The sequence below is a fragment of the Methylobacterium sp. 1030 genome (genome assembly GCF_040544715.1).
GTDB lineage: Bacteria > Pseudomonadota > Alphaproteobacteria > Rhizobiales > Beijerinckiaceae > Methylobacterium.
On the sequence record NZ_JBEPKM010000003.1, the window covers coordinates 272,772 to 297,470 of the forward strand.

22 protein-coding genes and 1 pseudogene are annotated in these 24,699 nt (G+C 70.7%); 11 read left to right on the forward strand and 12 right to left on the reverse strand.

The genetic code is table 11. The annotated features are described in order from the left end of the window. Positions 1-2: 2 nt before the first annotated feature. Genes ABIC30_RS05850 through ABIC30_RS05860 form a run of 3 tightly spaced genes read left to right on the forward strand, consistent with a single transcriptional unit; the run spans position 3 to position 2,682 of the window. A complete protein-coding gene (locus tag ABIC30_RS05850; protein ID WP_331327040.1) occupies positions 3-656 on the forward strand; it encodes an amino acid ABC transporter permease in 654 nt (217 codons plus the stop codon). After that, positions 653-1,384 carry an amino acid ABC transporter ATP-binding protein gene (locus ABIC30_RS05855; RefSeq protein ID WP_020091727.1) on the forward strand — a complete coding sequence of 244 codons (732 nt, stop codon included), beginning with the start codon at positions 653-655 and terminating at the stop codon, positions 1,382-1,384. Before ABIC30_RS05850 ends, ABIC30_RS05855 begins: the two co-directional genes overlap by 4 nt. An 8-nt stretch (positions 1,385-1,392) precedes the next feature. Then, on the forward strand, positions 1,393-2,682 hold the full coding sequence (locus ABIC30_RS05860) for an NAD(P)/FAD-dependent oxidoreductase (protein ID WP_331327021.1): 1,290 nt from the start codon (positions 1,393-1,395) through the stop codon (positions 2,680-2,682). A 16-nt stretch (positions 2,683-2,698) separates the two neighbouring features. On the opposite strand, the gene ABIC30_RS05865 is transcribed toward ABIC30_RS05860, so the two are convergent. From ABIC30_RS05865 to ABIC30_RS05875, 3 genes and pseudogenes are all read right to left on the reverse strand, one after another. Continuing rightward, positions 2,699-3,862, reverse strand: a complete 1,164-nt coding sequence (locus ABIC30_RS05865) for an MFS transporter (protein ID WP_331327022.1) — start codon at positions 3,860-3,862, stop codon at positions 2,699-2,701. A gap of 33 nt (positions 3,863-3,895) precedes the next feature. Then, positions 3,896-4,333 carry an arsenate reductase (glutaredoxin) gene (gene arsC, locus ABIC30_RS05870; RefSeq protein WP_331327023.1) on the reverse strand — a complete coding sequence of 146 codons (438 nt, stop codon included), beginning with the start codon at positions 4,331-4,333 and terminating at the stop codon, positions 3,896-3,898. Next, positions 4,326-4,686 (reverse strand): annotated as a pseudogene (locus ABIC30_RS05875) (ArsR/SmtB family transcription factor). The gene arsC and the pseudogene ABIC30_RS05875 overlap by 8 nt, the downstream one beginning before the upstream one ends. 50 nt (positions 4,687-4,736) lie before the next feature. Here ABIC30_RS05875 and arsH point away from each other — a divergent pair. After that, entirely contained in the window at positions 4,737-5,504 is a 768-nt protein-coding gene (arsH, locus tag ABIC30_RS05880; protein WP_419512054.1) for an arsenical resistance protein ArsH, read from the forward strand. A 49-nt stretch (positions 5,505-5,553) separates the two neighbouring features. Here the strand turns inward: arsH and ABIC30_RS05885 are convergent, their stop codons facing one another. Beyond that, a complete protein-coding gene (locus tag ABIC30_RS05885) occupies positions 5,554-5,874 on the reverse strand; it encodes a hypothetical protein (RefSeq protein ID WP_020091721.1) in 321 nt (106 codons plus the stop codon). A 175-nt stretch (positions 5,875-6,049) separates the two neighbouring features. Beyond that, the gene (locus ABIC30_RS05890) at positions 6,050-6,226 is read right to left on the reverse strand and encodes a hypothetical protein (protein WP_331327025.1); all 177 of its coding nucleotides are present in this window, start codon (positions 6,224-6,226) and stop codon (positions 6,050-6,052) included. A gap of 382 nt (positions 6,227-6,608) precedes the next feature. On the opposite strand from ABIC30_RS05890, the gene ABIC30_RS05895 reads away from it, so the two are divergent. Further along, entirely contained in the window at positions 6,609-8,591 is a 1,983-nt protein-coding gene (locus ABIC30_RS05895; protein WP_091678679.1) for an acyl CoA:acetate/3-ketoacid CoA transferase, read from the forward strand. Positions 8,592-8,663: 72 nt separating this feature from the next. Here ABIC30_RS05895 and ABIC30_RS05900 read toward each other — a convergent pair whose 3' ends face one another. Further along, positions 8,664-10,076: a class I SAM-dependent methyltransferase gene (locus ABIC30_RS05900; RefSeq protein WP_331327026.1), complete on the reverse strand. Its 1,413-nt coding sequence runs from the start codon at positions 10,074-10,076 to the stop codon at positions 8,664-8,666. A gap of 80 nt (positions 10,077-10,156) precedes the next feature. Here ABIC30_RS05900 and ABIC30_RS05905 point away from each other — a divergent pair, with 80 nt between their 5' ends. The 3 genes from ABIC30_RS05905 (at position 10,157) to ABIC30_RS05915 (ending at position 12,834) form a co-directional block, all read left to right on the forward strand. After that, positions 10,157-10,999, forward strand: a complete 843-nt coding sequence (locus tag ABIC30_RS05905) for a glycosyltransferase family 2 protein (protein ID WP_020091717.1) — start codon at positions 10,157-10,159, stop codon at positions 10,997-10,999. Between the two features lie 141 nt (positions 11,000-11,140). Next, a complete protein-coding gene (mdcB, locus tag ABIC30_RS05910; RefSeq protein ID WP_331327042.1) occupies positions 11,141-12,004 on the forward strand; it encodes a triphosphoribosyl-dephospho-CoA synthase MdcB in 864 nt (287 codons plus the stop codon). Positions 12,005-12,099: 95 nt separating this feature from the next. After that, entirely contained in the window at positions 12,100-12,834 is a 735-nt protein-coding gene (locus tag ABIC30_RS05915) for a DUF3750 domain-containing protein (protein WP_331298416.1), read from the forward strand. A gap of 52 nt (positions 12,835-12,886) precedes the next feature. On the opposite strand, the gene mqo is transcribed toward ABIC30_RS05915, so the two are convergent. The 4 genes from mqo to ABIC30_RS05935 form a co-directional block, all read right to left on the reverse strand. Beyond that, positions 12,887-14,617, reverse strand: a complete 1,731-nt coding sequence (gene mqo / locus ABIC30_RS05920; RefSeq protein ID WP_331327028.1) for a malate dehydrogenase (quinone) — start codon at positions 14,615-14,617, stop codon at positions 12,887-12,889. 568 nt (positions 14,618-15,185) lie between these two features. Then, positions 15,186-15,734: a lipocalin-like domain-containing protein gene (locus ABIC30_RS05925; RefSeq protein ID WP_234081041.1), complete on the reverse strand. Its 549-nt coding sequence runs from the start codon at positions 15,732-15,734 to the stop codon at positions 15,186-15,188. Between the two features lie 146 nt (positions 15,735-15,880). Further along, complete coding sequence (locus ABIC30_RS05930) at positions 15,881-17,005, reverse strand: DUF2778 domain-containing protein (protein ID WP_020091712.1); 1,125 nt, start codon at positions 17,003-17,005, stop codon at positions 15,881-15,883. A gap of 229 nt (positions 17,006-17,234) precedes the next feature. Next, positions 17,235-18,029, reverse strand: coding sequence for a lytic murein transglycosylase (locus ABIC30_RS05935; RefSeq protein WP_020091711.1), 795 nt, complete (start codon positions 18,027-18,029; stop codon positions 17,235-17,237). Positions 18,030-18,705: 676 nt separating this feature from the next. On the opposite strand from ABIC30_RS05935, the gene ABIC30_RS05940 reads away from it, so the two are divergent. After that, positions 18,706-19,392 carry a class I SAM-dependent methyltransferase gene (locus ABIC30_RS05940; RefSeq protein WP_020091710.1) on the forward strand — a complete coding sequence of 229 codons (687 nt, stop codon included), beginning with the start codon at positions 18,706-18,708 and terminating at the stop codon, positions 19,390-19,392. A gap of 50 nt (positions 19,393-19,442) precedes the next feature. Then, a complete protein-coding gene (locus ABIC30_RS05945) occupies positions 19,443-20,054 on the forward strand; it encodes a membrane protein (RefSeq protein ID WP_020091709.1) in 612 nt (203 codons plus the stop codon). A 40-nt stretch (positions 20,055-20,094) separates the two neighbouring features. On the opposite strand, the gene ABIC30_RS05950 is transcribed toward ABIC30_RS05945, so the two are convergent. After that, positions 20,095-21,786, reverse strand: coding sequence for an aminotransferase class III-fold pyridoxal phosphate-dependent enzyme (locus ABIC30_RS05950; RefSeq protein ID WP_020091708.1), 1,692 nt, complete (start codon positions 21,784-21,786; stop codon positions 20,095-20,097). A 32-nt stretch (positions 21,787-21,818) separates the two neighbouring features. Here ABIC30_RS05950 and asd point away from each other — a divergent pair, with 32 nt between their 5' ends. After that, entirely contained in the window at positions 21,819-22,730 is a 912-nt protein-coding gene (gene asd, locus ABIC30_RS05955) for an archaetidylserine decarboxylase (protein ID WP_331327029.1), read from the forward strand. Positions 22,731-22,740: 10 nt separating this feature from the next. On the opposite strand, the gene ABIC30_RS05960 is transcribed toward asd, so the two are convergent. Continuing rightward, positions 22,741-24,408: a methyl-accepting chemotaxis protein gene (locus ABIC30_RS05960; protein ID WP_331327030.1), complete on the reverse strand. Its 1,668-nt coding sequence runs from the start codon at positions 24,406-24,408 to the stop codon at positions 22,741-22,743. Between the last annotated feature and the right edge of the window lie 291 nt (positions 24,409-24,699).

Below are 24,699 nucleotides of genomic sequence, written 5' to 3' on the forward strand. Positions count from 1 at the left end.
TCATGCGCGAGTTCCTCGCCGACGCCCAGGACTACCTGCCGATCCTGCTGCAGGGCGTGCAGCTCACGATCCTGATCACGATCGCGTCCCTGGTGGTCTCGACGCTGCTCGGGCTGGTCTGGGCGGTGATGCGGGTCTCCGGCATCGCGATCCTGTCGGGCTTCAGCGCGGTGATGATCAACATCCTGCGCGGCATCCCGATCATCGTGCAGCTGTTCTACATCTACTTCGTGATGCCCGATTTCGGCCTGTCGCTCACCGCGGTCCAGGCGGCGATCATCGGGCTCGGCATCGCCTACTCGGCCTATCAGGCCGAGAACTTCCGCGCCGGCATCGAGGCGGTGGATCGCGGCCAGGTCGAGGCGGCGCTGTCGATCGGCATGGGCTGGAGCATGACCATGCGGCGGGTGATCCTGCCGCAGGCGATCCGGATTGCGCTGCCGCCCTACGGCAACATCATGATCATGATGCTCAAGGACTCGTCGCAGGCCTCGACCATCACGGTCGCCGAATTGGCGCTCCAGGGAAAGCTGATCGCCTCGTCGACCTTCAAGAACACCAGCGTCTACACGCTGGTGGCGCTGATGTACCTCGCGCTGAGCCTGCCGCTGATCCTGCTGGTCCGCCACTTCGAGGCGAAGGGACGGCATCGATGATCGTGCTGGAGGACGTCCGCAAGCATTACGGCGCGCTGGAGGTGATCAAGGGCGTCTCGGCCGAGGTCACCAAGGGCGAGGTCGTCTGCATCATCGGGCCCTCGGGATCCGGCAAGTCGACCCTCCTGCGCTGCATCAACGGGCTCGAGGCCTACGACGGCGGCGAGATCCGCGTCGACGGGCAGCGGGTCGACCGGGACAAGCGCGGCATCAAGGCGATCCGCACTCGGGTCTCCATGGTCTTCCAGCGCTTCAACCTGTTCGCCAACCGGACGGCGCTCGAGAACGTCGTCGAGGGGCCGATCCACGTGAAGGGCGAGCCCCGGGGCGAGGCCGAGGAGCGGGCGCGCGCCCTGCTCGCCCGGGTCGGGCTCTCGGGCAAGGAGCACGCCCGGCCGAACGAGCTCTCCGGCGGGCAGCAGCAGCGCGTCGCGATCGCCCGGGCGCTCGCCATGCGGCCGGAGGCGATCCTGTTCGACGAGCCGACCTCGGCCCTCGATCCCGAGCTCGTCGGCGACGTGCTGAAGGTCATGCGCGCCCTCGCCGACGAGGGTATGACGATGCTCGTGGTCACCCACGAGATCGGCTTCGCCCGCGAGGTCGCCGACCGGGTCCTCTTCCTCGACGGCGGCCGTCTCGTCGAGCAGGGGCCGGCCGCCGAGGTCCTCAACCGGCCGCAGAATCCGCGTACCCGGGACTTCCTGCAGCGCGTGCTGCACCCGCTCTAGGACACGCCGTGGCCGAACCGTTCCCGCTCGCACCCTCGCTCTGGGCCACGACGGCGGCGCCCGCGCCGGACACGCCGCCGCTGGCCCGATCCGGCCTGGCCGAGGTGGTGATCGTCGGCGGCGGGTTCTGCGGCCTGTCCACCGCCCTGCATCTCGCCGAGCGCGGCATCCGACCCGTTGTGCTCGAGGCGCAGGAGGTCGGCTACGGCGGGTCCGGTCGCAACGGCGGCCAGGTCATCCCGGGCCTGAAATACGATCCCGCCGACCTCGTGGCGCGGTTCGGTCGGGAGCGCGGCGAGCGGCTCGCGCGCTTCGCCGGCGGGACCGCCGACGTCGTGTTCGACCTCATCGCCCGGCACGGGATGGACGTGCCGCATTCCCGCGCCGGCTGGATCCAGGGCGCCCACACCGAGGCCGGGCTCGCCGAGGTCGCCAAGCGGGCGGCCCAGTGGGCGGATCTCGGTGCGCCCACCCGCGTCCTCGACAGGGCCGAGACCGAGCAGCTGCTGGGGACCGACCGCTATCTCGGCGGCTGGCTCGACGGCCGCGGCGGGGCGATCCAGCCCCTGAGCTACGCCCGCGGCCTCGCCCGGGCCGCCCAGAAGGCCGGCGCCACGATCCACGGCGGATCCCCGGTCACCGGCCTCGAACGGACCGGATCGGGCTGGACCGTCACCACGGCCCAGGGCGAGCGGGTGACGACCGGCCGGGTCGTGCTGTGCACCAACGGCTACACGGGCGGCCTGTGGCCGAACCTCGCGCGGACGGTGATCGCGGCGAACTCGTTCCAGGTCGCCACGGTGCCGCTGACCGACAACCTGCGGCGCTCGATCCTGCCCGAAGGCCACGTCTCCTCGGACACGCGCAAGCTCCTGCTCTACTTCCGCCTCGACCATACCGGACGCCTGCTGATGGGCGGCCGCGGTCCGTTCCGGGAGCCGCGCGACCCCGCCGACTGGGCCCATCTCGAGCGGATCGTCGGCAAGCTCTTCCCCCAGCTCGACGGGATCGCCTTCGACCATCGCTGGTGCGGCCGCGTCGCGATCACCCGGGACTACCTGCCCCATCTCCACGAGCCAGCCCCCGGGCTCCTCATCGATATCGGCTGCCAGGGCCGGGGCGTCGGCCTCCAGTCGGCGATGGGCCGGGCGATGGCCGCCTACATCGCGACCGGAGATGCCGGCAACCTGCCCCTGCCGCTGACGCCGATCAGGCCGCTGCCGCTCCACGGGCTGAACCGGCTGTACGTCTCGGCGATCATCGCCTGGTACCGCCTGCGCGACGGCGGCATCCGCTGATCCTACCGGCCCGCCGTCACCGCGCGCGCCACAGCGCCCCGATCAGGCCCAGGGCGGCGAGCGCCAGCGCGAGGAGCACCCACCACAGGGCCCCCGGCCCGACATGGGTGAGCACGACGGCCCCAGCCGGCGGCGCCAGGGCCTGGGCGGCCAGGGCCGGCCGGGCGAGGCGGCCGACCACCAGCGGGTAGCGCACGGGGCCGAACAGGGCGAGCGGGACCGTGCCGCGGGCGATCGAGTAGATCCCGTTGCCGCCCGCGTAGAGCACCAGCCAGAGCGCCACGCCCGGCAGCCCGGCCGCGAGGAGCCACAGCCCGAGGGCGATCAGGCCGAAGGCGGCCGTCAGTGTCCAGAGCGGGTGGTGGCGGCCCTTGAGGGAGATCTCGGCGACGCGGGCGCTCACCTGCGCGGGCCCGATCAGCGCCCCGTACGAGACGGCGGCGGCGAGCGACCCGCCGCGCGCCTGCAGCAGGGTGAGCAGGTGGACCGAGACCTGGGACATGATCGCGCCGCCGAGGACCAGCACCCCCGCGAACAGCAGGAACGCGCGGCGCTCCCGGGACGATAGCGGCGCGGACCCCGCCTCCTGTGGCCCGTCGGAGACCGGGAGTGCCGGCGCGTGCGGGATCATCGCTAGGATGAGCGGCAGCGTCACCGCGAGGTGCAGGCAGGCATAGGTGAGGCAGGCGCCCCGCCAGCCGACATGGGCCACCAGGAAGGCCGAGAGCGGCCAGCACACGGTGCTGGCGAACCCGCCCCAGAGGGTCAGCGTGGTGATGGCCGGCCGCGCGGCCGCGCCGTAGAGCCGCCCGAGGGTCGCGAAGGCGGGGTCATACAGGCCGCAGCCCATGCCGGCGCCGAGGATCAGCCAGCCGGCGAGATAGATCGGCAGGTTCGGCGCCACGGCCACGACGGTCAGCCCGGCGGCGAGGAGCAGCGCCGCGAGGGCGAGGACCGGCCGCCCGCCGTGCCGGTGGATCGCCGCCCCGACATGCGGCGAGGCGAGGGCCGCGACGAGGAGGCCGAAGGCCAGTCCGCCGACCACCCAGGCGAGGGGCCAGCCGGTGCTCTCGGCGATGGGGGCCGCCATCACCGCCGGCAGGTAGAACGACGAGCCCCAGGCGAGGATCTCCACGACGCCGAGTGCGGCGATCACCGGCCAGCGGCTGGCTTCGCTCATGTCCGGACCGCCGCCGCCACGGCCCGCGGGCGCTCAGGCCGTGGCGACACGGCGGCCCTGCTCGTCGATTACCGGCTCGCCGTCCTCCTTCACGAACCCGCCCCGCTGCGGCGGCAGGAGATCCAGCACCGCCTCCGAGGGGCGGCACAGGCGTACGCCCTTCGGCGTGACCACGAGCGGCCGGTTGAGCAGGACCGGATGCGCCGCGACGGCGTCGAGCAACTGCCCGTCGGTCAGGTCCGGGTTGCCGAGGTCGAGCTCGGCGTAGGGCGTGCCCTTCTCCCGGAGCACGTCGCGCACCGACAGCCCGGCGCGGTCGAGGAGCTGCAGCAGCAGCGCGCGGGCCGGCGGCGTCTTGAGATACTCGATCACGTGGGGCTCGATCCCGGCGTTACGGATCATCGCGAGGGTGTTGCGCGACGTGCCGCAGGCCGGATTGTGGTAGATCACGACGTCGAACGGCTCAGACATGTGCTGCATCTCCCGAGGGGCTGAGGCAGGCGGCCAGGGTCTCCGCCGCCGGCGTGCAGATCTCCGCGCGGCCCTGGCAGCAATCGCGCATCAGGAACGCGATCAGATCGGCCAGCACCGGGTAGGCGGCACTGTAGAGGATGGAGCGACCGTCGCGCCGCGAACCGACCAGCCCGGCGCGGCTCAGTTCCTTCAGGTGATGCGACACCGTGGCGGCCGACACGCCGACCGCCTCCGGCCAGCGTCCCGGAGGCGAGGCCTTCCGGACCGGCTCTCACCAGCGCCCGCACCAGCCGCAGCCTGTGCTCCTGCGCCAGGGCCGCGAAGGCCGCCAGGGCTTGCGCGTCGTCCATTTTCCCGACAATCTTCAAACGGTTGTTTGAACGTATGAGAAAGCGTCCCGGTGAGCAAGAGCCCGGCCCCTGCCCCTTCGGTCCGTGACGGCCTGCCGAATCTCAGCGCGGCGCAATTCGCAACGCCGACCGACGGGGCCGGTCGGGGGACCCCGCTCGCGCACGCGCCGCGCTTCCTGATCCTGTACGGGTCGCTCCGCGAGCGCTCCTTCAGCCGGTTCCTGGCCTATGAGGCCGCGCGGCTCCTGGAGGCGATGGGCGGCGAGGTCCGCATCTACCACGCCGACGGCCTGCCGCTGCCCGACGACGCGACCGCCGACCATCCGAAGGTGCGGGAGATCCGCGCCCTCTCGGCCTGGTCCGAGGGGCAGGTCTGGGTCTCGCCCGAGCGGCACGGCGCGCTCACCGGCGTGATGAAGAGCCAGATCGACTGGCTGCCCCTGTCCGAGGGGAGTCTGCGCCCGACGCAGGGCCGGACCCTCGCGGTGATGCAGGTCTCGGGCGGGTCCCAGAGCTTCAACGCCGTGAACGCCCTGCGCCTCCTCGGCCGCTGGATGCGGATGATCACGATCCCCAACCAGTCCTCGGTGCCGATGGCCTACCGGGAGTTCGACGAGGCGGGCCGTATGAGGCCCGGGCCGCTCTACGACCGGGTCGTCGACGTGTGCGAGGAACTCATGAAGTTCACGCTGCTGACCCGCGGATGCGCCGATTACCTCGTGGACCGCTACAGCGAGCGCAAGGAGCGCGATCCCGACCGGCTCGCCGGTGTCGCGGCCGATATCGGCTTCGCGAAGCCCTCACCGCCGGGCGCCTGAGCCCCGCCGGCCCGAGCGCGCCGCCACGCGGTCCGGCCCGGGCCGGTGCTCACTGGAATCGCCGCATCTCCGGCGCCAGCGAGCGCCCCGCTTCGAGGAGGGCGCGGACCTTGCGGGTCGCGTGCTGGAGGATGTCCGGCCGCGCATCCTCGTAGGACGTCTCCTCGACGAAGCTCCGCAGGGCCTCCGTGATCCGGTCCTCGATCTCGTCCATCAGGGCGAGCCCCTCCGGACCTTCCCGCCGCAGATGCGCGTCTGCGAGCGTCAGGTAGGCGGCGCTCGCCAGCAGGAAGGCGATCCCGTTCGCCTCCTGAGCCGCCGCGGAACTCGCGTCGCCGCCGTCCATGCCGTCTGCGACGTCGTCGTCCATCGGCTCACATACTCCCCGTTCGTTGCTCACGCTGTGCCGCTCCCGCCGCGTCGCGCCAAGTAGAGAAAAAGGGTCGGTCCCCGTCCCCATTCGGGCGACGTCGGGGCCCGATCCGGACCGCCGGCCCCGCGTCGCCGCCGGGCGCCGGACCGGTCCGCTCGGCTCTCCCCGGGCCTCAATGGCCCGGATCGGTGCGGTCCTCGGTCGCGCGCCGCTCGCGCATCCGGAGCAGTGCCCGGCGCCAGGCATCCACCACCGCCGCGCGTGCGCGGGCATCATTCTCGCGGTCGGACTCCGCCGTCCGGGCCTCGCCGTCGGCCTGCCTGCTCCGGGCTCTCGGATCTCGGTTCATGATCGCCTCCTGTCGTGTCCAGACCGAGAGACACCGGATCCCGGGACGCCGCGGTGAGGCGGCGCACGCGGACCATGGAAATCGCGTGCGGCGGAGCACAGGCGGCCGACGGCCCCGCGATGCGCGCAATTTTTCTGATCGTGGACCGAAGAGTTTTTCAGGAGCGCCGGCTCTCATTTTCGGAGTACTGTCACAGCGCCGGCATGTGCCCTCGTGCGATGCCGCAAATATTGATGCGGTGCAATAACGATCGTATTCAAAACTCAGCCGATCTCCGGGGCCGAGACGTCCCGGCACCACGGGGGCGGCGCATGGCACAGTCGGAGGCGACGGGCATCACGGCCGGCCGCTCCTCCACGTGCCGGGGAGGATCACGGGCTCCATGAGGAAGAACAAGGTCATCTCGGCGGAAGAGGCGATCGCGCTGATCCGCGAGAACGACGTCGTGACCACCACGGGGTTCGTCCAGAGCTGCATCCCGGAGGCCCTGCACGCCGCCCTCGAGAAGCGGTTCGTCGAGACCGGATCACCCCGCGGCCTCACCCTGATCATGACGGCCGGCGCCGGCGACAGCAAAGGGCTCGGCACCGGCCGCCTTCACCATGACGGCCTCCTCACGCGGGTCATCGCGGCCAATTTCGGCCGCATGCCCAAGGTCGCCAAGGCCGCGCAGGACAACCTGATCCGCGGCTACAACCTGCCCCAGGGCGTGATCTCCCAGCTCTACCGGGCCTGCGCGGCGGGTCAGCCGGGCCTGTTCTCGAAGGTCGGCCTGAAGACCTACGTCGACCCGCGCCACGGGGGCGCCAAGGTCAACGAACTGACCACCGAGGACATCGTCAAGCTCGTCGAGGTCGATGGCGAGGAGTGGCTGTTCTACACGGCGACCAAGATCGACGTGGCCTTCATCCGGGCCACCTCGGCCGATCCGTCGGGCAACCTATCCTACGAGAAGGAGGCGCTGACCCTGGACTGCCTCGCCCAGGCCATGGCGGCCCGCAACAACGGCGGCATCGTCATCGCCCAGGTCGAGCGCATCGTCGACGACGGCTACCTCCTGCCGAAGGACGTGCGCGTGCCCGGCATCCTCGTCGACTGCGTGGTGGTCGCCGAGCCCGAGATGCACCGGATGAACTACGGCGTGATGCACGACGCGGCGCTCGCCGGCGAGATCCGGGTCCCGGTCACCGGCATCAAGCGGATGGCGCTCAACGAGCGCAAGATCATCGCGCGCCGCGCCGCCTTCGAGCTGCCGCCGAACGGCGTGGTCAATCTCGGCGTCGGCGCGCCCGAGGGCATCTCGTCGGTCGCCAACGAGGAGAAGATCACCCCCTACATCACCCTCACCACCGAGGCGGGCGCGGTCGGCGGGGTGCTGGCGTCCGGTTCGAGCTTCGGCGCGGCCACGAACGCCGACTGCATCATCGACCAGAACCAGATGTTCGACTTCTACGACGGCGGCGGCCTCGACATGACCTGCCTGGGCATGGCCGAGTGCGACGCGGCCGGCAACGTCAACACCTCGCGGTTCGGCGGCAAGCTGAACGGCTGCGGCGGCTTCATCAACATCTCGCAGAACGCCCGCACCGTCGTGTTCGCCGGGACGTTCACGGCCGGCGGTCTCGAGATCGCGGTGTCCGACGGTCAGGTGCGCATCGTGAATGAGGGCAGGGCCCGCAAGTTCGTCACCCAGGTCCAGCAGAACACCTTCTCGGGCCCCTACGCGGTCGAGCGGTCGCAGCCGGTCCTCTACGTGACCGAGCGCTGCGTCTTCCAGCTGACTCCGGAGGGCTTGGAGCTGATCGAGGTCGCGCCGGGGATCGACATCGAGCGCGACATCCTTGCCCACATGGATTTCGCCCCCGTCGTGCGCAATCCGGTGCCAATGGATCCGCGCATCTTCCGCGAGGAGCCGATGGAGCTGATCTCGGATCTGCTCAACCTCGATCTGAAGTCCCGCGTCAGCTACGACGGCGAGCGCAACATCCTCTTCGTCAACCTGGAAGGCTGGTACTGCCGGGTGAAGGGCGACATGGACGAGCTGCGCATGACCATCGTCGAGGCCTGCCGGAAGGCGGGCCAGCGGGTCAACGCCGTGATCAATCACGACGGCTTCCGGCTCAACGAGAACTTGGTCGACGACTACGCCGGCATGGTCCAGTACCTGCAGGCGAACTACTACGCGACCACGACCCGCTACGCGACCAGCGCCTTCCTGCGCCTCAAGATGGAGGAGGCCCTGAACAAGCGCGGGGTCGCGCCGCACGTCTTCGAGCGCAAGGAGGAGGCGCAGGCCTTCGTCAGCAGCACCGAGGACAAGAAGGCCCGCAAGCGCATCTCCCCGGCGGTCGCGTCTGCGGCGTGACGGCCGGCCGGGCCCGCTCCGGGCGCGCCGGGCCCCGCTCGCGCCACGGCGCGGTCGGTGCCGAGGCCTGCCTCAGGCGACCGGCAGGCCGAGGACCCGCCGCGATTCCTCGGACAGCACCGCGTGGCGCGCCGATTCGGGGCCGTCATTCGGCGTCCGCGCGGCCGCCTGCGTGACGAGGTCCCGGAACCGCTTCTTGTCGAGGGCGCGGCCGCGCAGACTTCCGAGCACGGCGTCCAGCACCATGCGGACGGCCCGGGCGCGCTGGCGCTCGCGCTCCAGTTCGGCGGCAAGCAGCGGATCCCCGAACTGGGCCGCGCCGAGCGGCGCCACCAAGACGGCGCCGTCGATAACGGCGGGATCCCGGTCGTCGGTCTCGACCGCAGAATTCGTGATGCCGTCGAGGATCTTGGTCGCCTCGGTCAGCAGGATCTTGTGCTGGACCGCCGCCGAGAGGTTCCCCGGAACCTTCTGGCTCGCTGCGCCGATCAGGCGCTTGAACTTGGCCCGATCCAGCCCGAAACGGCCGATGCTGGCCCGCAGCGCCGCCAGCACGGTGCGGAGCGCCTCGGTCCGGTAGGTCGCCTTGAGGAGCTGATCCCGCAGCGCCCGCGCCGAGGCCATCTCGACGAAGGACGTCTCGGGCAGTTGCTGCACCTGTTCCGCCAGCTCAACGATGGCGCGCTGCATCAGCGCGGTGCGCTGCTCGCGGATCTCGTCCGGCGCCAGCTGCTGGCGTCCCTTGCGGAGCCACACGAAGAATTCCGTCGCGTCCCGGTCGAGGAAATCCTCGACGCGCAGATCGATGTAGCCGAGCTGCGCCAGCTCCAGGATCATCAGATTGAAGCTCGCCGGCACGAACACCCAGGCATGGGCGTCGGCGTAGTAGGGCAGTTGCGCGGCGCCGAGCCACTGCGGCTCGTCGGTGAGCGGATTCGCGGGAATGGCCGGCCGCGTGTCCTGGCCCGACCAAGCGCCGACCGTGCCGTTGTCCTTCAGCGCCATGTTCAGGGCGTAGTCGATGTGGGTCCGGACCGTGTGCCGGTTCCGCTTCTCCAGGAACGCCGCGACCGCGTCCGCCGTCCCGGTGAGGGAACGGTAGAAATCGAAGCATTTGCGCTTGTCGGGCACGGCCAGGATCACCACGCCGTCCGGCCGAAGCAGCGTCTCGGCGGCGCGCAGGAAGGTCACGATGTCGGTCGTGTGCTCGATGACGTGGCTGGCGATGAACGCGTCGAAGGTGCCGTGCTGGTCGACCGGGACCGCGTCCGCGATCGAGCCGCCTGTCCAGACGAAATCGACCTCCTCGATGCGGTCGACCGTCTGGTCGTGATACTTCTCGATGAGCTCCGAGCGCGGCGCGTGATCGATGACGAATGTGTTCCAGCCGTCGCGCTTCGGCGCGAGCGGGCTGAAGCTCGGGCCAATCTCCACGATGCGGGCGTCCTTGGTCAACGACCTCAGGAGTTGCTGCGCACGATCCATTGCCACTAAGCTCCGATCAAACGCTTCGCGAATGCGCTGTAGACGCGCGGTGAATGCCGCGTTGGCGGGAAGGAATACCGTTGCACAAGAGGCCGCTCGCCGCCGTCACGATGGCCTACAACGAGAAGACCATGCTTCCGCTCTGGCTGAAGCACTACGAGCGACAAGTCGGGGCTGAAAACTGTTATATCCTCGACCACGGTTCCGACGACGGCTCGACGACCGGACTGCGCGCGAACGTCGTCCGGTTGCCGCGGTTGCCCCTGAACGAGTGGGAGCGCGCCCACACGGTCAGGGATTTCTGCGCATCGCTGTTCATCGGCTTCAAATATGTTCTCTATGCGGATAGCGACGAGCTGATCCTCCCCGATCCGGACGTATCGTCTACTCTCTCCGATTACATCGCGGCGCGGCCGCTGCCCCCCATCCTCGATCTGTTCGGGGCCGACGTCATGCACGTCGGGGACGAGGCTCCTATCGACGTCGCGGCGCCGATTTCCGGCCAGCGGGGCTACATCCGGCCGATATCCACCCTGTGCAAGGCGACCATCGTGTCGGAGCGGGTCGACTGGCACGTCGGCTTCCACTGCCTGATCCAGGATCACCGCCCCGATTTCCGCGACCTGTTCCTGTTCCACCTGGCGTATCTGGACCACGACATCCTCTTCAGGCGTCAGCAGAAGCGGAATGCGGCCGCGCCGATCGGCATCCCGAACTCCCACCACGCCATCGACCCGACGGAGTTCCTGGCCTTCGTGAAGGCCGATATCGGTCGCGTCCCGCGCCGCCCCGTTCAGATGCGTCCGGGTGAGGCCCATTTCGAGACCACGAAGCGGCTGTTCGCCGACGCGATCGAGCGCAAGAGCGCGATCCAGGCGCCCGACCTCTGGACGCTGCCCGAGCGCTTCGTCGGATCCTTCTAGGGCAGGACAGTCGAACCGGCTCGGAGAACGCCGCGTCTGTGCCGGCACGGCCATCCGGTATATCTCGGGCCGCCCGACGCCGCTTCGGCCACGCCGGCGAACCCTTGGGGAGCTTCGACCCTGCGCGACGATCAGAGCCTCATCGCGCCGGGCGCGGACCGGAGCAACGCCGCCGCGCCCTGGGCCGAACGCGTCGCGGCTCTCGCGCACGCGGCGCTCATCGGCGAACTGGAGACCTGGCCCAAGCCCGGCCTCGTGAGCCCGGTCGATTCCGGCAGCCACGACGACATGGATGCGGAGACGCTCCGCCGGAGCGCGGCGGCGCTCCGGCCGTTCTTCGCGGAACTGGTCGCGGCGGGCGCCCGCGATGCGGGAATGGCGGAACTCCGGGCAATCGGTCTGGCCGCCGAGACCGCGATGATGCGGGCGACCGGCGGCGTCAACGCGCATCGGGGCGCCATCTTCTCGCTGGGGCTGATCTGTGCCGCGGCGGGAGCGCGGGGCGTGGGGCCCGGTGCGGAGCGCGCGAGCGCCGAAGGGCTGGCGGAGGCGGTCGGTCATCTCTGGGGGACAGCGATCACCCGGGCGCCGGTCTCGGCCGTCAGCCACGGCGGCCGCGCGGCGCGGCGCTTCGGCGTCGGTGGCGCCAGCGCCGAGGCCGCGGCGGGCTTTCCGACCATCCGCGCCGTCGCCCTGCCCGCTCTCCGCGTCGGCCGATCGTGCGCCCCCCACGATGCCGAGGCGGCCCGCGTGCACTGCTTCTTCGCCCTCCTGGCGGTCGTCGACGACACGAACCTCCTGCACCGCGGCGGTGCCGACGGCCTCGTCGGCGCGCGCGCGGCCGCCGCGACCTTTCTCGACGCCGGAGGCATCGCGGCCCCCGACTGGCGCGCGCGCGCGGCGGCGATCCACCGCGCCTTCGTAGCCGCGCGCCTGAGCCCCGGCGGCTGCGCCGATCTCCTCGCCGCGACGCTGCTGCTGGACGCCGTCGCCTCCCCACCCTGACGCGCGCGCAGCCCCGGGGCGCGTCGGTCGCAGTTTCGCGGATGCGGGCTCTTCCTACATGCGGATTCTATCCCGCCCTCCCCCCCGGACCGCCCGTGACCCTGTTCAGGATCGCCCTCCTCGCGCTCGCCGCGCTCTTCCTCGTGCCGGTGGCGATCTCCGCCCTGCTCTACGCGACGCGGGCGAGCGGCGACTGGCGTCTGGCGGATCGGTCCAGCGCCGGCCTGCTGCCGCGCGCGGACGCGCATCCCGGCGCCGTGCTGCGCATCTTCTCGGCGCGGACCGTGAGCTGGCGCGGCATCGTGGCCACGCATAGCTGGATCGTCGTCAAGGAGCGCGGCGCCCGCGCCTACAGCCGGTTCGACTACACCGCCTGGGGCCAGCCGATCTGGGTCGACCGGTTCGTGCCGGACGGACGCTGGTTCGGGAACCCGCCGACGGTGGTGTTCGCGGCCGACGGCGCCGAGGCGGAGGCGATGCTGCCGCGGATCCGGCAGGCCGTGGCCGAGTACCGGTTCAGCCGGCCCGGCGACTACGTCGTGTGGCCCGGCCCGAACTCGAACACCTTCGTGGCCGCCGTCATGGCGGCGGTGCCGGAGATCCGCGAGAGCCTGCCCACCACCGCGATCGGCAAGGACTTCCCCTATGACGGGCGCTGGATCGGCCTGACGCCGTCGCGGACCGGGATCCGCATCAACCTCGGTGGCTATGCCGGGGTAACCCTCGGCTGGGTCGAGGGCCTGGAGCTGAACCTGCTCGGCGGCGTCGCCGGGATCGACCTGCGCCGGCCCGGTCTCAAGCTGCCGGCTCTGGGTCGGGTCGGGCTCTGAGCGCCGACGCGCTCCCGGGGCGCGCGACCGTCGGCGCCCCGGGATGCGCCGCTCACGGCGCGAGGTCGTGGACCGGCTCCTTCACCGGCGTGGCGCTGCTGTTCAGCACGGTGCTGCCGGTCGAGACCGGCTTCAGCACGGCCCGGTCGATCTGCGGCGGGGTCGGGAGCTGGAGCTGCGCGCTCGTGTCAGTCCATTCGCGCGCGACACGGTCGGGATCGTCGTTGAGCTTCGTGCCGTAGCTCGGCACGATCTCCCGGATCTTCGCCTGCCATTCCGGCGTGGCGACCTTCTGGGCGAAGACCTTCTCCAGCACCTGCAGCATGATCGGCGCCGCCGTGGAGGCGCCGGGCGAGGCGCCGAGGAGCGCCGCGATGCTGCCGTCCCTGGCGTTGACGATCTCGGTGCCGAGCTTCAGCACGCCGCCCTTGTTCGGGTCGCGCTTGATGATCTGCACGCGCTGCCCCGCCTGCCAGAGGCGCCACTCCTCCTTCTTGGCCTTCGGGAAGTACTCGCGCAGCGCCGCGATCCGGTCGTCGTCCGACAGCATCAGCTGCCCCGCCAGGTACTCGACCAGCGGGAACTCGTCGACGCCGACCTTCATCATCGGCCAGATGTTGCTGGTGGTCGTGGAGCTGAGGAGGTCGAAGTACGAGCCCTCCTTCAGGAACTTGGTCGAGAAGGTCGCGAACGGCCCGAAGAGGATCACGCGCTTGCCGTTGATCACGCGGGTGTCGAGATGCGGCACCGACATCGGCGGGGAGCCCACGGACGCCTTGCCGTACGCCTTGGCAAGATGGAGCGTGGCGACGTCGGGATTGTCGTTGATCAGGAACGAGCCGCCCACCGGGAAACCGGCATACTCGTCGCCCTCGGGGATACCGGATTTCTGCAGGAGGTGCAGGGCACCGCCGCCCGCGCCGATGAACACGAACTTGGCGTCGGTCGTCCGGCGCGTCCCGTCCTTCAGGTTCTTGGCGGTCACCCGCCACGAGCCGTCGCCGTTCTTGGTGATGCTCTCGACCTCGGTGGAGAGCCGGAGGTTGAAGCTCGGCTGCTTCTTCAGGTGGGCGACGTACTGGCGGGTCACCTCGCCCCACTCGCAGTCGGTCCCGAGCGGCGACCAAGTCGCGGCGACCTTCTGCTTCGGGTCGCGGCCCTCCATCATCAGCGGCACCCACTTGCGGAGCTGCTCGGGATCCTCCGAGTACTCCATGCCGGCGAAGAGCGGGCTCGCCTTCAGGGCCTCCCAGCGCTTCTTCAGGTAGGCGATGTTGTCGTCGCCCCAGACGAAGCTCATGTGGGGCGTGTAGTTGATGAAGGCGCGCGGGTCCGTCATCACGCCGGTCCTGACCTGATGGGCTAGGAACTGCCGGGTCACCTGGAACGCCTCGTTGATCTCCACCGCCTTGGCGATCTCGATCTGCCCGTTCTTCTTTTCGGGCGTGTAGTTCAGCTCCGCCAGGGCCGAGTGTCCTGTGCCGGCGTTGTTCCAGCCGTTCGAGCTCTCGAGGGCGACCTGATCCAGCCGTTCGACCATCTGGATCGACCAGTTCGGCTCCAGCGCGTTCAGCCAGACGCCCAGCGTCGCGCTCATGATCCCGCCGCCGATCAGCAGCACGTCGACCTTGCTGTCCGCGCCCTCGGCCAGGGCCAGCGCGCCCGGCAGGGCCGCCAGCGCTAGGCCGGTGGCGGCCGTGCCGAGGAGCCGCCGCCGGCTCAGGGGCAGCACGTCCGCGGCCCGGCGGTCGCGCCGGTGTTGGGTCTCGTCGTCGCCACGCATGGGCAGATCCCGCTTTTGCGTACCGCACGGCCCGATCGGCCGCCGCGCGTACGGAAGACACTCGATGCGACGGGCGCGAATCCCGCCCGTCCGGCCTTCCGGATCGTTTCCCCGTTCCCGTCGCGGCACGCTCGCGGTCTCGCTCAACCCGGCACGACGGTCCTGCCCTGGCCCGCATCGCGTCCGTCGTCCCCGAGCCGCACGGATCGTGGGACGACGGGGCGCGCTCGCGCGACGCAGAGGCCTTCCCTCCGCCTAGGCGCGCGATCTCGCCGGAGAACGGATCACCGGTTCAAGACCTCGCTCGCGCGGTGGCGCGATTGCCGGGTGGGCGGGAAGATGCTGGCTGGCTTGGCTCAGCAGATTGATGGTGGCCTCATAGAGGACGGGGCCTGAAAGGACAATTACTGCCAGGGTTGCAATCGCCGCCATCCTGTCAGTCCGTCGCGACGACCGGCGCGCATGGCGGCGACCCGCCGATAGACTGGCCGCGATCGGTCGCCCGATCCGTCGCCCGGTCCGTCGCCCGGTCCGTCGCTCGACGCGACGGCGTGGCGAAGGCGCGCCGCTACGGGATGTGCTTGAACCGGATGATACTGCGCGACAGGCGGCCGTCATCCCAGTTGGGCATCACGCGCCAGGGAGTCGTGACGTCGGCGTAGTCGCCGTCGATATGGATGGTGCGGCGCTGCTCGGTGCCGACCCATTCGGGCGCCCACGCGGTCTGCACGCTGGTGACCCACTGGTCACCCTCGATCCGGTAGCGGCCGATATAGGCGACGAGGGTCTTCATCAGCGCGGCCCGCTCGGCGTCGGTGGTCGCCGGCGTGCGGGCGCTGCCCTCGAGGTTGAAGGCGACCCAGCCGTCCTTGGTGAAGATGACGCGACCGCGCGGCGTGCCGCCCATGGCGTCGACGAGCGTGCCGGTCTCCTTGTCCTCGACCTTGTAGGAGACGAGTTCCCAGGTGCCGACGATCCGGTCCGCCAAGCGCGCCCCGACCACCGCCGCGCCGACGCGGTCCGGCGCGGAGGCGCTCCAGGCCAAGTCGGCCGCCAGGACACCGGAGAGCGCCAGGAGGATTCGGACGGCCGCGGCGGCCGATCGTTGTGCGGGCATGGTCTGGACCGGGGACTCGCGTGTCGCGGCGCCGGAACGCGCCGCCACCGCGTTCTGCGGGCCGGCACGGCGCGTTCCAAGCGCCGCGCGAGCAGTGCTGGTAGACCGTCTGCGCGCTTGCGGCCGTTGCCGCGGGCGAGCCGTCGTCAGCCGCCGTTGCGGGCCATGCGGGTCGTGACCGTGCCGGCGGCGAGGCTCGGCAGCGGGTCCTGCGTGCCGCTGACGACCACCAGCCGCTGAACCTCGCCGCGCAGGAAGGCCTGGAGGAACCGGTCGTAGTCGCGGAACGATACGCAGCCGTTCGAGTCGCCGCGCGGGCCCAGCATATAGGTGTGTGCCAGCAGGCCGACACGGCCGTAGACCGCCTCGTTGCCGCCGACCGGCGTGAGGCGGATCGCCCGCACGCCGTGGAAGGGCCGTTCGCGCTCGGTGAGATCGTAGGTGCCGGGCGGAGTCGGGCCGCGCATCCGGACGTTGACGAGGCGCGGCTCGTCCAGCCCCTCGCCCAGGCCGGAATGCGCCTCCAGGCGCTCGCCGTTCGGAAGGGTCACGGTCCGGGCTGCGATGTTGTAGACCGCGATGCCGGCCGAGGGGCCCGGATCCCGGGCCGGGGCCAGCGGCGGCGAGACGCGCTGCTGCGGCGGCGCGACGTCAGCCGGCTTGCTCTCGAGCGCCGTGTAGGCCAGCGCCGGTCCGCGCTCGATGCCGAACAGCTTCTCGATGAACGAGCGCTCTTCGGGTTGGGGGATAGGCTGAGCCGCCTGCGGCATCTCGCGGCGCGCCATGCGCCGGTCGGACCGCCGGGCGAGTGCGGTGCCCGCGGGCCCGCGGAACTCGGGCGGACGGGGGATCGGCAGCGGGACCACCATCGCGCTGAGCGGTGTCTCGGTGACCTGCGTTCCGGGCTGCGCGTCGGCGCCGGCATCGGCGCTTTCGGGGACGGGTTCGGGCGTCAGCGAGGGTGGGGCGATCTGATTCCAGGCCCATCGTGACTGCGAATTGCCGAGGGCGTCGCGACCGGGCTCGGGCGATTCGGCGGCCTCCGGCTCGGCGGCGGCGGTCTCGGCCCTGTCCTCCGCGGACGGTGCGGGCACCGGCGCTTCCGTCCGGGCGTTCTCGATGCCGGTTATCGGGACCGGGGCGCGATGCAGGACGCTGCCCCCGAGGGCGGCGAGCGTCACCGCGCCGGTGAGCACCGTCAGGGGCGCGAGCCAAGTGCTGCGCGCGTTCCGGGTCTTGAGGCCGTCCAGCGGCACGGATTCGACAGCCATCGCGGTTGCCCATGCTCCTCGTCGCGAGGCGGGGCTTGCCGGCTGCCGCCTTCCGCACAGGATACGGATCCGCGGCGGGCGGACCGGCCCCGCTCAGCGTGAGACAGCGGGGTCGGGCCGGCTTTTCTGGGGCGATGCGATGGTCGATCTTGGCTCGATCGGGACCATTTTCGGGCGCGCCGCCGCAGTTCTCGCAATACGTCTCGGTCTATTCGAGGCCGAGATACTGCTAATTGTTGTCGATCTGGCGCCCGAGAATGGCGATCGCTTTCTCGTAGACCGGCGCCGCGTTCCAGCCCTGGATCGCCGCGAAGTTCGGCTCGCCGGGCTGGTAGCCGGCGCCGGCCCGCCAGCCATGCGCCTTGAGGAAATTGGCCGTGGACGACAGGGCGGCGCCGACGTTGTTGAGGTCGCCGGTGCCGTAGGCCAGCACGTTCTTCGGCAGGAACTGGGTGTGCCCGACCTCACCGTGCGCCGCGCCGCGGGTATTCGGTGTCAGGAGCCCGCGATCGACCAGGGTCAGCGCAGCGTAGAGCTGGTCCGTGAAGTATTCGGAACGCCGGCAATCGTAGGCGAGCGTCGCCACCGCGGAGAGCGTGTTGACGTTGCCGCGCACCGCGCCGAAGCCGGTCTCCATGCCCCAGATCGCCAGGAGCGGGCCCGGCGGAACGCCGTAGCGCTGCTCGATCGAGTCGAAGAGGGCCGCGTTCTGCTGCTTCAGCGCGCGGCCCCGCTTGACGATGGTCGGGCCGCCGCGCTTGGCGAGAAACTGCTCCAGCGACAGCTTGAAGCTGTGCTGCCCCCGGTCCGCCGAGATGGTGGCGGTCGAGTAGGTTGTGTTCTGCAGCGCCGCGAGGCTGGCCGCGCTGGCCCGGCCGCGCGCCTCCTCGGCGAATTGCCGCTTCCACGCATCGAAGCCGGCCGCGGTGTTGCCGCACTGCGCGGCCTGCGCCTGCCCGGCGCTGAGAGCGATCCCGGCGAAGGCCGCGACCGCGATGGTCTGACGCCGCAAATTCTCGATCACGCGAAACACTCCTTCGGCGCGTCGTCGCGCCCTGTCCTGCTGGGGATACCGGGTCACATCTCGTCGATATCAGGGCGAGAAAATGTCGAAGGCGCGACCTGCAGGCTTCCCGCCCTCAAATCATCGCGCATCTCGGGATCTGCGACGAGACCGCAACGGCAGGGTCTTCGGAGCATCGTGAACACCGCGTGTGCGAGAAGCCGACGCGCGGCCGATGCGCGGCCGAGGCGTTCGTCACCGGGCAAGATCAGGTAGCTCGAAGGGTCGCATATCACCCCTCGTGCATAGATGTGACGCGTGGCACATCAGTATTTTGCCAGCAAATGGAATGGCCGTTGGCGTGTTTGACGGACATGTCACAAGCTTGTCAAACGAACGACATAGCTTTGCCGGCGGAAAGACTTCTGCGGAGAGGCGGGGTGGGGTCGTTGATGATCCGGGCGGCGTGGCACGATCGAGATCCCGCCTCCCTCGCCCATTGTGACCGCCCCCTGCCTTGTCGCGACGCCGCTCGGCGCTCTCGAGGCGGACAAGCGCGAGCCCTTGGCTGGATCTTGGTCTGACCGACGGACGCGCGGTGACGCGAACTGAGCTGGTGAACGCCTGCCTCAGACCTGCAGCCCACGGTCGAGGCGAGCCGTCGGGCCGACCTAGCCGACAACGAGACAGGACGCCCATGGCCCTCGGAATGCACGACACCGGTTCCTCGCGCGCGGGCACGCTCGGGCCCGATCTCGACCGCGACGGCGTCGCCAAGGCCTACGGCCGCTGGGCCCCGGTCTACGATCTGGTCTTCGGGCCCGTCTTCGCGCAGGGCCGTACCCTGGCGGCGGCCGCCGCCGAACGGATCGGCGGCCGCATCCTGGAAGTCGGCGTCGGCACCGGCCTGTCGCTGCCGGCCTACAGGCGCGCCCGCAGCATCGTCGGCATCGATATCTCGGCCCCCATGCTCGAGAAGGCGCGTCAGCGCGTGGCGCGGCTGCGTCTGCGCAACGTGGAGCGCCTCGCCGTCATGGACGCCGAGCAGCTCGACTTCCCGGACGCCGCCTTCGACGTGGTGGTGGCGCAGTACGTCGTCACGGCTGTCCCCAATCCCGAGGCGGCGCTGGACGAGTTCGCCCGGGTGCTGCGCCCCGGCGGCGAGATCGTGATCACCACGCGGATCGGCGCCGAGGCCGGCCTGCGGCGCGCGGTGGAGCGCACCCTCGCTCCGGTGACGAGCCGCCTCGGATGGCGGACCGAGTTCGCCTGGGAGCGCTACGCGGCCTGGGCCGCCGGCGCGCCGGTGGAGATCGTCGAGCGCCGGGCGCTCCCGCCGCTCGGCCACTTCTCCCTGCTGCGCCTGCGCAAGCGCGCCGCCTGAACGCGCATCAGCTTCGACCAACCCACCACCATCGATCGGGGACCCACATCATGGCGAGTTTTCGGGAGGCACTGCGCGTTCAGCGCTGGGACGACCACCGCTACTATCACCACAACCGCGTCAATCAGAGCTTGCACGTGGTGAGCGCGATCAGCTTCCTGGTCGCCTACGCCCTGGCGTTCAGGGATCCGGCCACGGCGGCCCTGATCGGCTGGCTGGTGGCGATGACCTCGCGGCAGGCCGGCCACCTGTTCTTCGAGCCCAAGGGCTACGACCACGTCAACGACGCGACCCACGAGCACAAGGAGGAGATCAAGGTCGGCTACAACCTGCAGCGGAAGGTCGTGCTCCTGGCGATCTGGGCCCTGTCGCCCCTGCCGCTCTACTTCGACCCGAGCCTGTTCGGCCTGATCGCGCCGCACCAGAGCACCGCGGACCTGATCCGCAACGTCGGCTGGATCTGGCTGTGGCTGGCGCTCGCCGGCCTGCTGTTCCGGATGGTGCAGCTCTTCGTCCAGCGCGACGTCCAGACCGGCCTCGTCTGGGTGACCAAGATCCTCACCGACCCGTTCCACGACATCAAGCTCTACCACAAGGCGCCGCTGGCCCTGCTGCACGGCGAGCTGGTCGAGGAGCGGGAGCCGCACGAGCGCGGCGCCTGAGCGGGGGGCGCGCGCCGGGCCCGTTCCCCGGCGCGCCGGATCAACCCTGATCCGGTGCCCGCAGGCCCAGGCGGGCCCCGAGGCCGCCCAGACGGATGGCCGCGACCTCCCGCAGGATCGACCGGCGGATCGCCCTGTCGCTCGGCGCGCCGCCGTCCCACCAGCCGTCCGCCCGCATGGCCCGCGCCGCCGCCTCGAAGCGCGTCGCCACGGCCTCGAAGGCCGCGTCGTCGTACGCGAGGCTGAAGATCATCCGGCCGGTCCCGACCCACGACAGGGCCAGCCCCTCGGCGCGCAGGTAGAATTGCAGCATCCAGTTGTAGCGCGACGGCTCGGTGTACAGGACCGTCCACACCGTCGACATGTTGGCGACCCGCACCGGCAGGCCGGCCTCCGCCAGCCGGGCGTTCAGGTGACGTGCGCGCGCGTCCCAGGTCGCGTCGAGGTCGGCGTAGAGTGCGGCCACCGCCGGGCTGTCCAGCCGGTCGAGGAACGCGCCCATCGCTCCCATCACGTAGGGATGGGCGTTGAAGGTGCCCCGCGCGAAGCAGATGTCGACGGGCCGGTCCTCCCTGTACCGGCGCATCAGGTCGGCGCGCCCGCAGAGGACGCCGACCGGCAGGCCGCCCCCCAGGGTCTTGCCGTAGGTGACCATGTCGGCGCGCAGGCCGAAATACGCCTGCGCGCCGCCGCGGGCGAGCCGGAAGCCGAGGAAGACCTCGTCGAGGATCAGCACGATGCCGCGGGCACTGCACACCGCCCGGAGGTCGTGGAGCCACTTGGTGTAGGCGGCGCGGTCGAAGGACGCCCTGCGGCCGCTGTCGACCAGCGCGGAATCGGCCGGCGCGCCGGCATTCGGGTGCATCGCCTGGAGCGGGTTGACCAGGACGCAGGCGACGTCGCGGCGGCCGGCGAGCACCCGCAGCGTCCGTTCGGACATGTCGGCCAGGGTGAGCGTGTCGCGGGTCGGGACCGGGTTGCCGATGCCCGGCTGCACCTCGCCCCACCAGCCGTGATAGGCGCCGCACAGGCGGACGATCCGGCGGCGGCCGGTGTGGTAGCGGGCGAGCCGCACGGCCTGCATCACCGCCTCGGTCCCGGACATGTGGAACGAGACCTCGTCGAGGCCCGAGATCGCCTTCAGCCGCGCGACGTTGCCGGTGACGACCGGGTGGAGCGGCCCGAGCACGGGACCGAGGGCCGAGACCCGCGCCGCGCCCTCCTCCAGGCAGGCCCGATAGAAGTCGACGCCGAACAGGTTCACGCCGTAGGAGCCGGCGAGGTCGTAGAAGACGTTGCCGTCGAGGTCCGTGACGGTGACGCCGGCGGCGGCGGCCGCGAAGGCGCCGGTGCCGAGATGGGCGCGCACGTGCCGGGCGTACTGGAACGGCACCCGGTAGAGCCCGGTGAACTGGAGATCCGAGAGCCCGTCGCGGACCGCCTCGGTCTCGGCGCGTGTCCGGGCGAAGCGCGCCCGGAACAGGTCGGAGAGCCGCGCGAAGCCGGCCTCGCGCCGGCGCGCCACTGCCTCGTCCGGATCGTCCGACCGGAAGAAGGCGCGCTCCGAGTAGGCGTAGTTCGGGATCAGCCCGGCGACGCGCCGGGCCATGCGGGCGTGGCCGGTGAGCGAGCGATGCTTCGCCCGGGAGAGCTGCAGGCGCTCGGCCGCCCGCGGCAGGGCGAGCACCGCGGCGACGGTGGTGGCGGACAGGGTGACGAGGAGCGCGGACATCGCCCCGCGCCCTACCGGAGGCGGTTCACGGCATGATGACGGTTTCCGGATCCCGGCTGCGGACGGTCCTGGCGCGTGTCGGGGCGCAGGAGGATCTCAACTTCCTGCTGACGAACCGGCTGCCGCGCCGTCTCGCCACCCGCTTCATGGGCTGGTTCAGCCGGATCGAGCAGCCGCTGATCCGCGACCTCTCGATCGCGACCTGGCGGCTGTTCTGCGACGTCGACCTCCGCGACGCGCGGGAGACACGCTTCCCCAGCCTCCACGCCGCCTTCGTGCGGGTCCTGCGCCCCGGTGCCCGGCCGATCGCGGACGATCCGGCCGTGCTCACGAGCCCCAGCGACGCGATCCTCGGGGCCCATGGGCGCGTCGAGGCCGGACGCCTGTTCCAGATCAAGGGCCTGTCCTACCCGCTCGCCGACCTGCTCGGCGGGGACGTCGCGCTGGCGCGCGCCCACGAGGGCGGCAGCTACGCCACCCTGCGCCTGACGGCCGGGATGTATCACCGATTCCACGCGCCGCACGACCTGCGGGTCGAGTCGGTGCGGCATATCTGGGGCGACACCTGGAACGTGAACCCGATCGCCCTGAAACGCGTCGAGGCGCTGTTCTGCCGGAACGAGCGCGCCGTCCTGCGCCTGCGCCTCGCGGAGGGCGGCCACGCGGTGACGCTGGTGCCGGTGGCGGCCATCCTCGTTGCCGGGCTGCGGCTCGGCTTCCTGCCCGAGGGTCTCGCCCTGCGCGAGACGGGCGGACGGACCCTGCCCACCGCGGCGCGCCTCGCGAAGGGCGCCGAGATGGGCTGGTTCGAGCACGGCTCCACCATCGTGGTGCTGACGCCTCCGGGCTTCGCGCTCTGCCCCGGGCTCGCCGTCGGATCGATCCTGCGGGTCGGCGAGCCCCTGATGCGGCTGCCACCGCTTCCCGGATCGCCCGGCCGCTGAGCGTGTCGCCTCAGGCGGCCCGCACTGCCGCCAGGTACTCCGCGACCGCCGCGTTCAGGGTCTCCGACTGTCGCGACAGGGCGGTGGCCGCGTCCAGGGCCGCGGCCGCGGTCCGGCCGGTCTCGCCCGCGGCCTGCGTGATGCGCCCGATCGTGACCGTGACCGCCTGGGTGCCGTCGGCGGCCTGGCTGACGTTCCGCACGATCTCCTGCGTCACCGCCTCCTGCTCCTCCATCGCGGCCGCGACGCCCGTGGCGATGGTCCGAAGGTCCAGGACAGCGGCGGTGATCGCCTGGATGACGTCGACCGCGCGGTGGGTCTCCTTCTGAATGGTCGCGACCTGCTCGGAGATTGTCTCGGTCGCCCGGACGGTCTGCGCCGCCAGCGCCTTGACCTCGGTGGCGACGACGGCGAAGCCGCGTCCCGCCTCCCCGGCGCGGGCCGCCTCGATGGTGGCATTCAGCGCGAGCAGGTTCGTCTGCGCGGCGATCCCGGCGATCAGGCTGACCACGGTCCCGATCCGCTCGGCGCCGTCGGCGAGGCTCATCACGAGGGTGTTCGTCTCCGACGCCTCAGTGGCCGCGCGCCGGGCCATGTCCGAGGAGCGCGTGATCTGGCCGTTGATGGACCCGATCGACGTCGCCAGTTCCTCGCCGGCCGCCGCGACGGTCTGAACGTTGACCGCTGTCTGCTCGGCCGCCGAGGACACCTGGAGCAGCTGCGTCGCGGTCTCGCCGGCGCTCCGGTCCATCGTCGCGGCGGCGGCTTCCATCGACGAGGCGCTGGCGGACAGCGCCTCGGTCAGGCGATCCATCCGGGCACGGAACGCCGCGGTGGCGCTGTCCAACGTCTCGGCGCGGCGCGCCTTCGCGGCCGCCTCGTTGGCGGCGGCAGCATCCGTCGCGCGCTTCGCGACGAGCGCGTCCTTGAAGATCTGGACAGCCTTGAGCATCGCGCCGATCTCGTCGCCGCGGTCCGCGCCGTCGATCCGCACGTCGAGGTCGCCCGCGGCGAGACGGGTCATCGTCGCCGTGGTCCGCGCGATCGGGCGGGTGACTTGGACGAGGATCACGCGGATGCCGTACCCGACCGCGAGCGCGGCCCCGGCGAGTGTCGCGAAGAGCAGGTTTCGCAGGCGCCGCGCCATCGCGTCCGCGCGTTCGAACTCGGCGCGGGCCTCGCGGACCTGCAGGTCGGACAACTCGCCGATGGTCGCCGTCGTCGGACCCATCGCGCGGAGCAGATCGATCCGGGTCGCGGTCACAGCGTTGAGGTCCCCCTTCGTCAAGGCGCGGACGAGGTCGGTGACGATCGCCACGTCCCGATCGAATTGCGTCGTCAGGCTCGCGACGAGTTGTGCCTCCTCGGGCGTGAGGTACGTGGTCAGGTAGGCGGACCAGGCTTCCTTCGCCCGTGCCAGCTGGCGATCGAGGATCGTCACGGCTTCGGCCGCCTGAATCGCGTGGAACTCGAAATCCCGCGTCGCGGTCAGCATGGCATCGAAGGCATCGCGCATCGCGCCGAACTGGCTGAGCGGCATGACCCTGTCGGCGTAGATCGATTCGAGGCCCCGGAAATCTTTGTAGAGCGCGTAATTGCTGAGCGCTGCTGATCCTACGAGGAGTGTACCCAGCACCCCGAGAAGCGCGAAAAGCCTACCTTTGATCGTGTGAATCATCGATGGCGACCGTATCGTAGTCGGAGTCTCGAGCAACGATGGCGGTCTAACACTCTGCATGAGCGTTTCAAGAAATTTTGTGTACTTCGAGACGGCGATACCGTGGAGTTTTCACCACGTAAGGTCTGTTTTCTCGGAAAAATGGACAATTTTATTGAGATCAAGATTTGTTCATCGGTTCGCTCGTGCGAGCAATGCTAATTCTGTTCCTCTGATGGAGGTTAAAGCCCGGGCGCTCAGGTATGCGTCCAGTTCGATGCCGGCGGCTCTGTGAACGCCGCGCAGCACCAC

What these genes read in the sequence shown, in the direction of transcription:
- ABIC30_RS05855 (WP_020091727.1), top strand. Translation starts at nt 653, where the DNA reads ATGATCGTGCTGGAGGACGTCCGCAAGCATTACGGCGCGCTGGAGGTG.
- arsC (WP_331327023.1), bottom strand. Translation starts at nt 4,333, where the DNA reads ATGTCTGAGCCGTTCGACGTCGTGATCTACCACAATCCGGCCTGCGGC.
- ABIC30_RS05960 (WP_331327030.1), bottom strand. Translation starts at nt 24,408, where the DNA reads ATGATTCACACGATCAAAGGTAGGCTTTTCGCGCTTCTCGGGGTGCTG.
- ABIC30_RS05950 (WP_020091708.1), bottom strand. Translation starts at nt 21,786, where the DNA reads ATGTCCGCGCTCCTCGTCACCCTGTCCGCCACCACCGTCGCCGCGGTG.
- asd (WP_331327029.1), top strand. Translation starts at nt 21,819, where the DNA reads ATGATGACGGTTTCCGGATCCCGGCTGCGGACGGTCCTGGCGCGTGTC.
- ABIC30_RS05895 (WP_091678679.1), top strand. Translation starts at nt 6,609, where the DNA reads ATGAGGAAGAACAAGGTCATCTCGGCGGAAGAGGCGATCGCGCTGATC.
- ABIC30_RS05890 (WP_331327025.1), bottom strand. Translation starts at nt 6,226, where the DNA reads ATGAACCGAGATCCGAGAGCCCGGAGCAGGCAGGCCGACGGCGAGGCC.
- ABIC30_RS05850 (WP_331327040.1), top strand. Translation starts at nt 3, where the DNA reads ATGCGCGAGTTCCTCGCCGACGCCCAGGACTACCTGCCGATCCTGCTG.
- ABIC30_RS05945 (WP_020091709.1), top strand. Translation starts at nt 19,443, where the DNA reads ATGGCGAGTTTTCGGGAGGCACTGCGCGTTCAGCGCTGGGACGACCAC.
- ABIC30_RS05930 (WP_020091712.1), bottom strand. Translation starts at nt 17,005, where the DNA reads ATGGCTGTCGAATCCGTGCCGCTGGACGGCCTCAAGACCCGGAACGCG.
- mqo (WP_331327028.1), bottom strand. Translation starts at nt 14,617, where the DNA reads ATGCGTGGCGACGACGAGACCCAACACCGGCGCGACCGCCGGGCCGCG.
- ABIC30_RS05940 (WP_020091710.1), top strand. Translation starts at nt 18,706, where the DNA reads ATGGCCCTCGGAATGCACGACACCGGTTCCTCGCGCGCGGGCACGCTC.
- ABIC30_RS05925 (WP_234081041.1), bottom strand. Translation starts at nt 15,734, where the DNA reads ATGCCCGCACAACGATCGGCCGCCGCGGCCGTCCGAATCCTCCTGGCG.
- ABIC30_RS05865 (WP_331327022.1), bottom strand. Translation starts at nt 3,862, where the DNA reads ATGAGCGAAGCCAGCCGCTGGCCGGTGATCGCCGCACTCGGCGTCGTG.
- ABIC30_RS05885 (WP_020091721.1), bottom strand. Translation starts at nt 5,874, where the DNA reads ATGGACGACGACGTCGCAGACGGCATGGACGGCGGCGACGCGAGTTCC.
- ABIC30_RS05900 (WP_331327026.1), bottom strand. Translation starts at nt 10,076, where the DNA reads ATGGATCGTGCGCAGCAACTCCTGAGGTCGTTGACCAAGGACGCCCGC.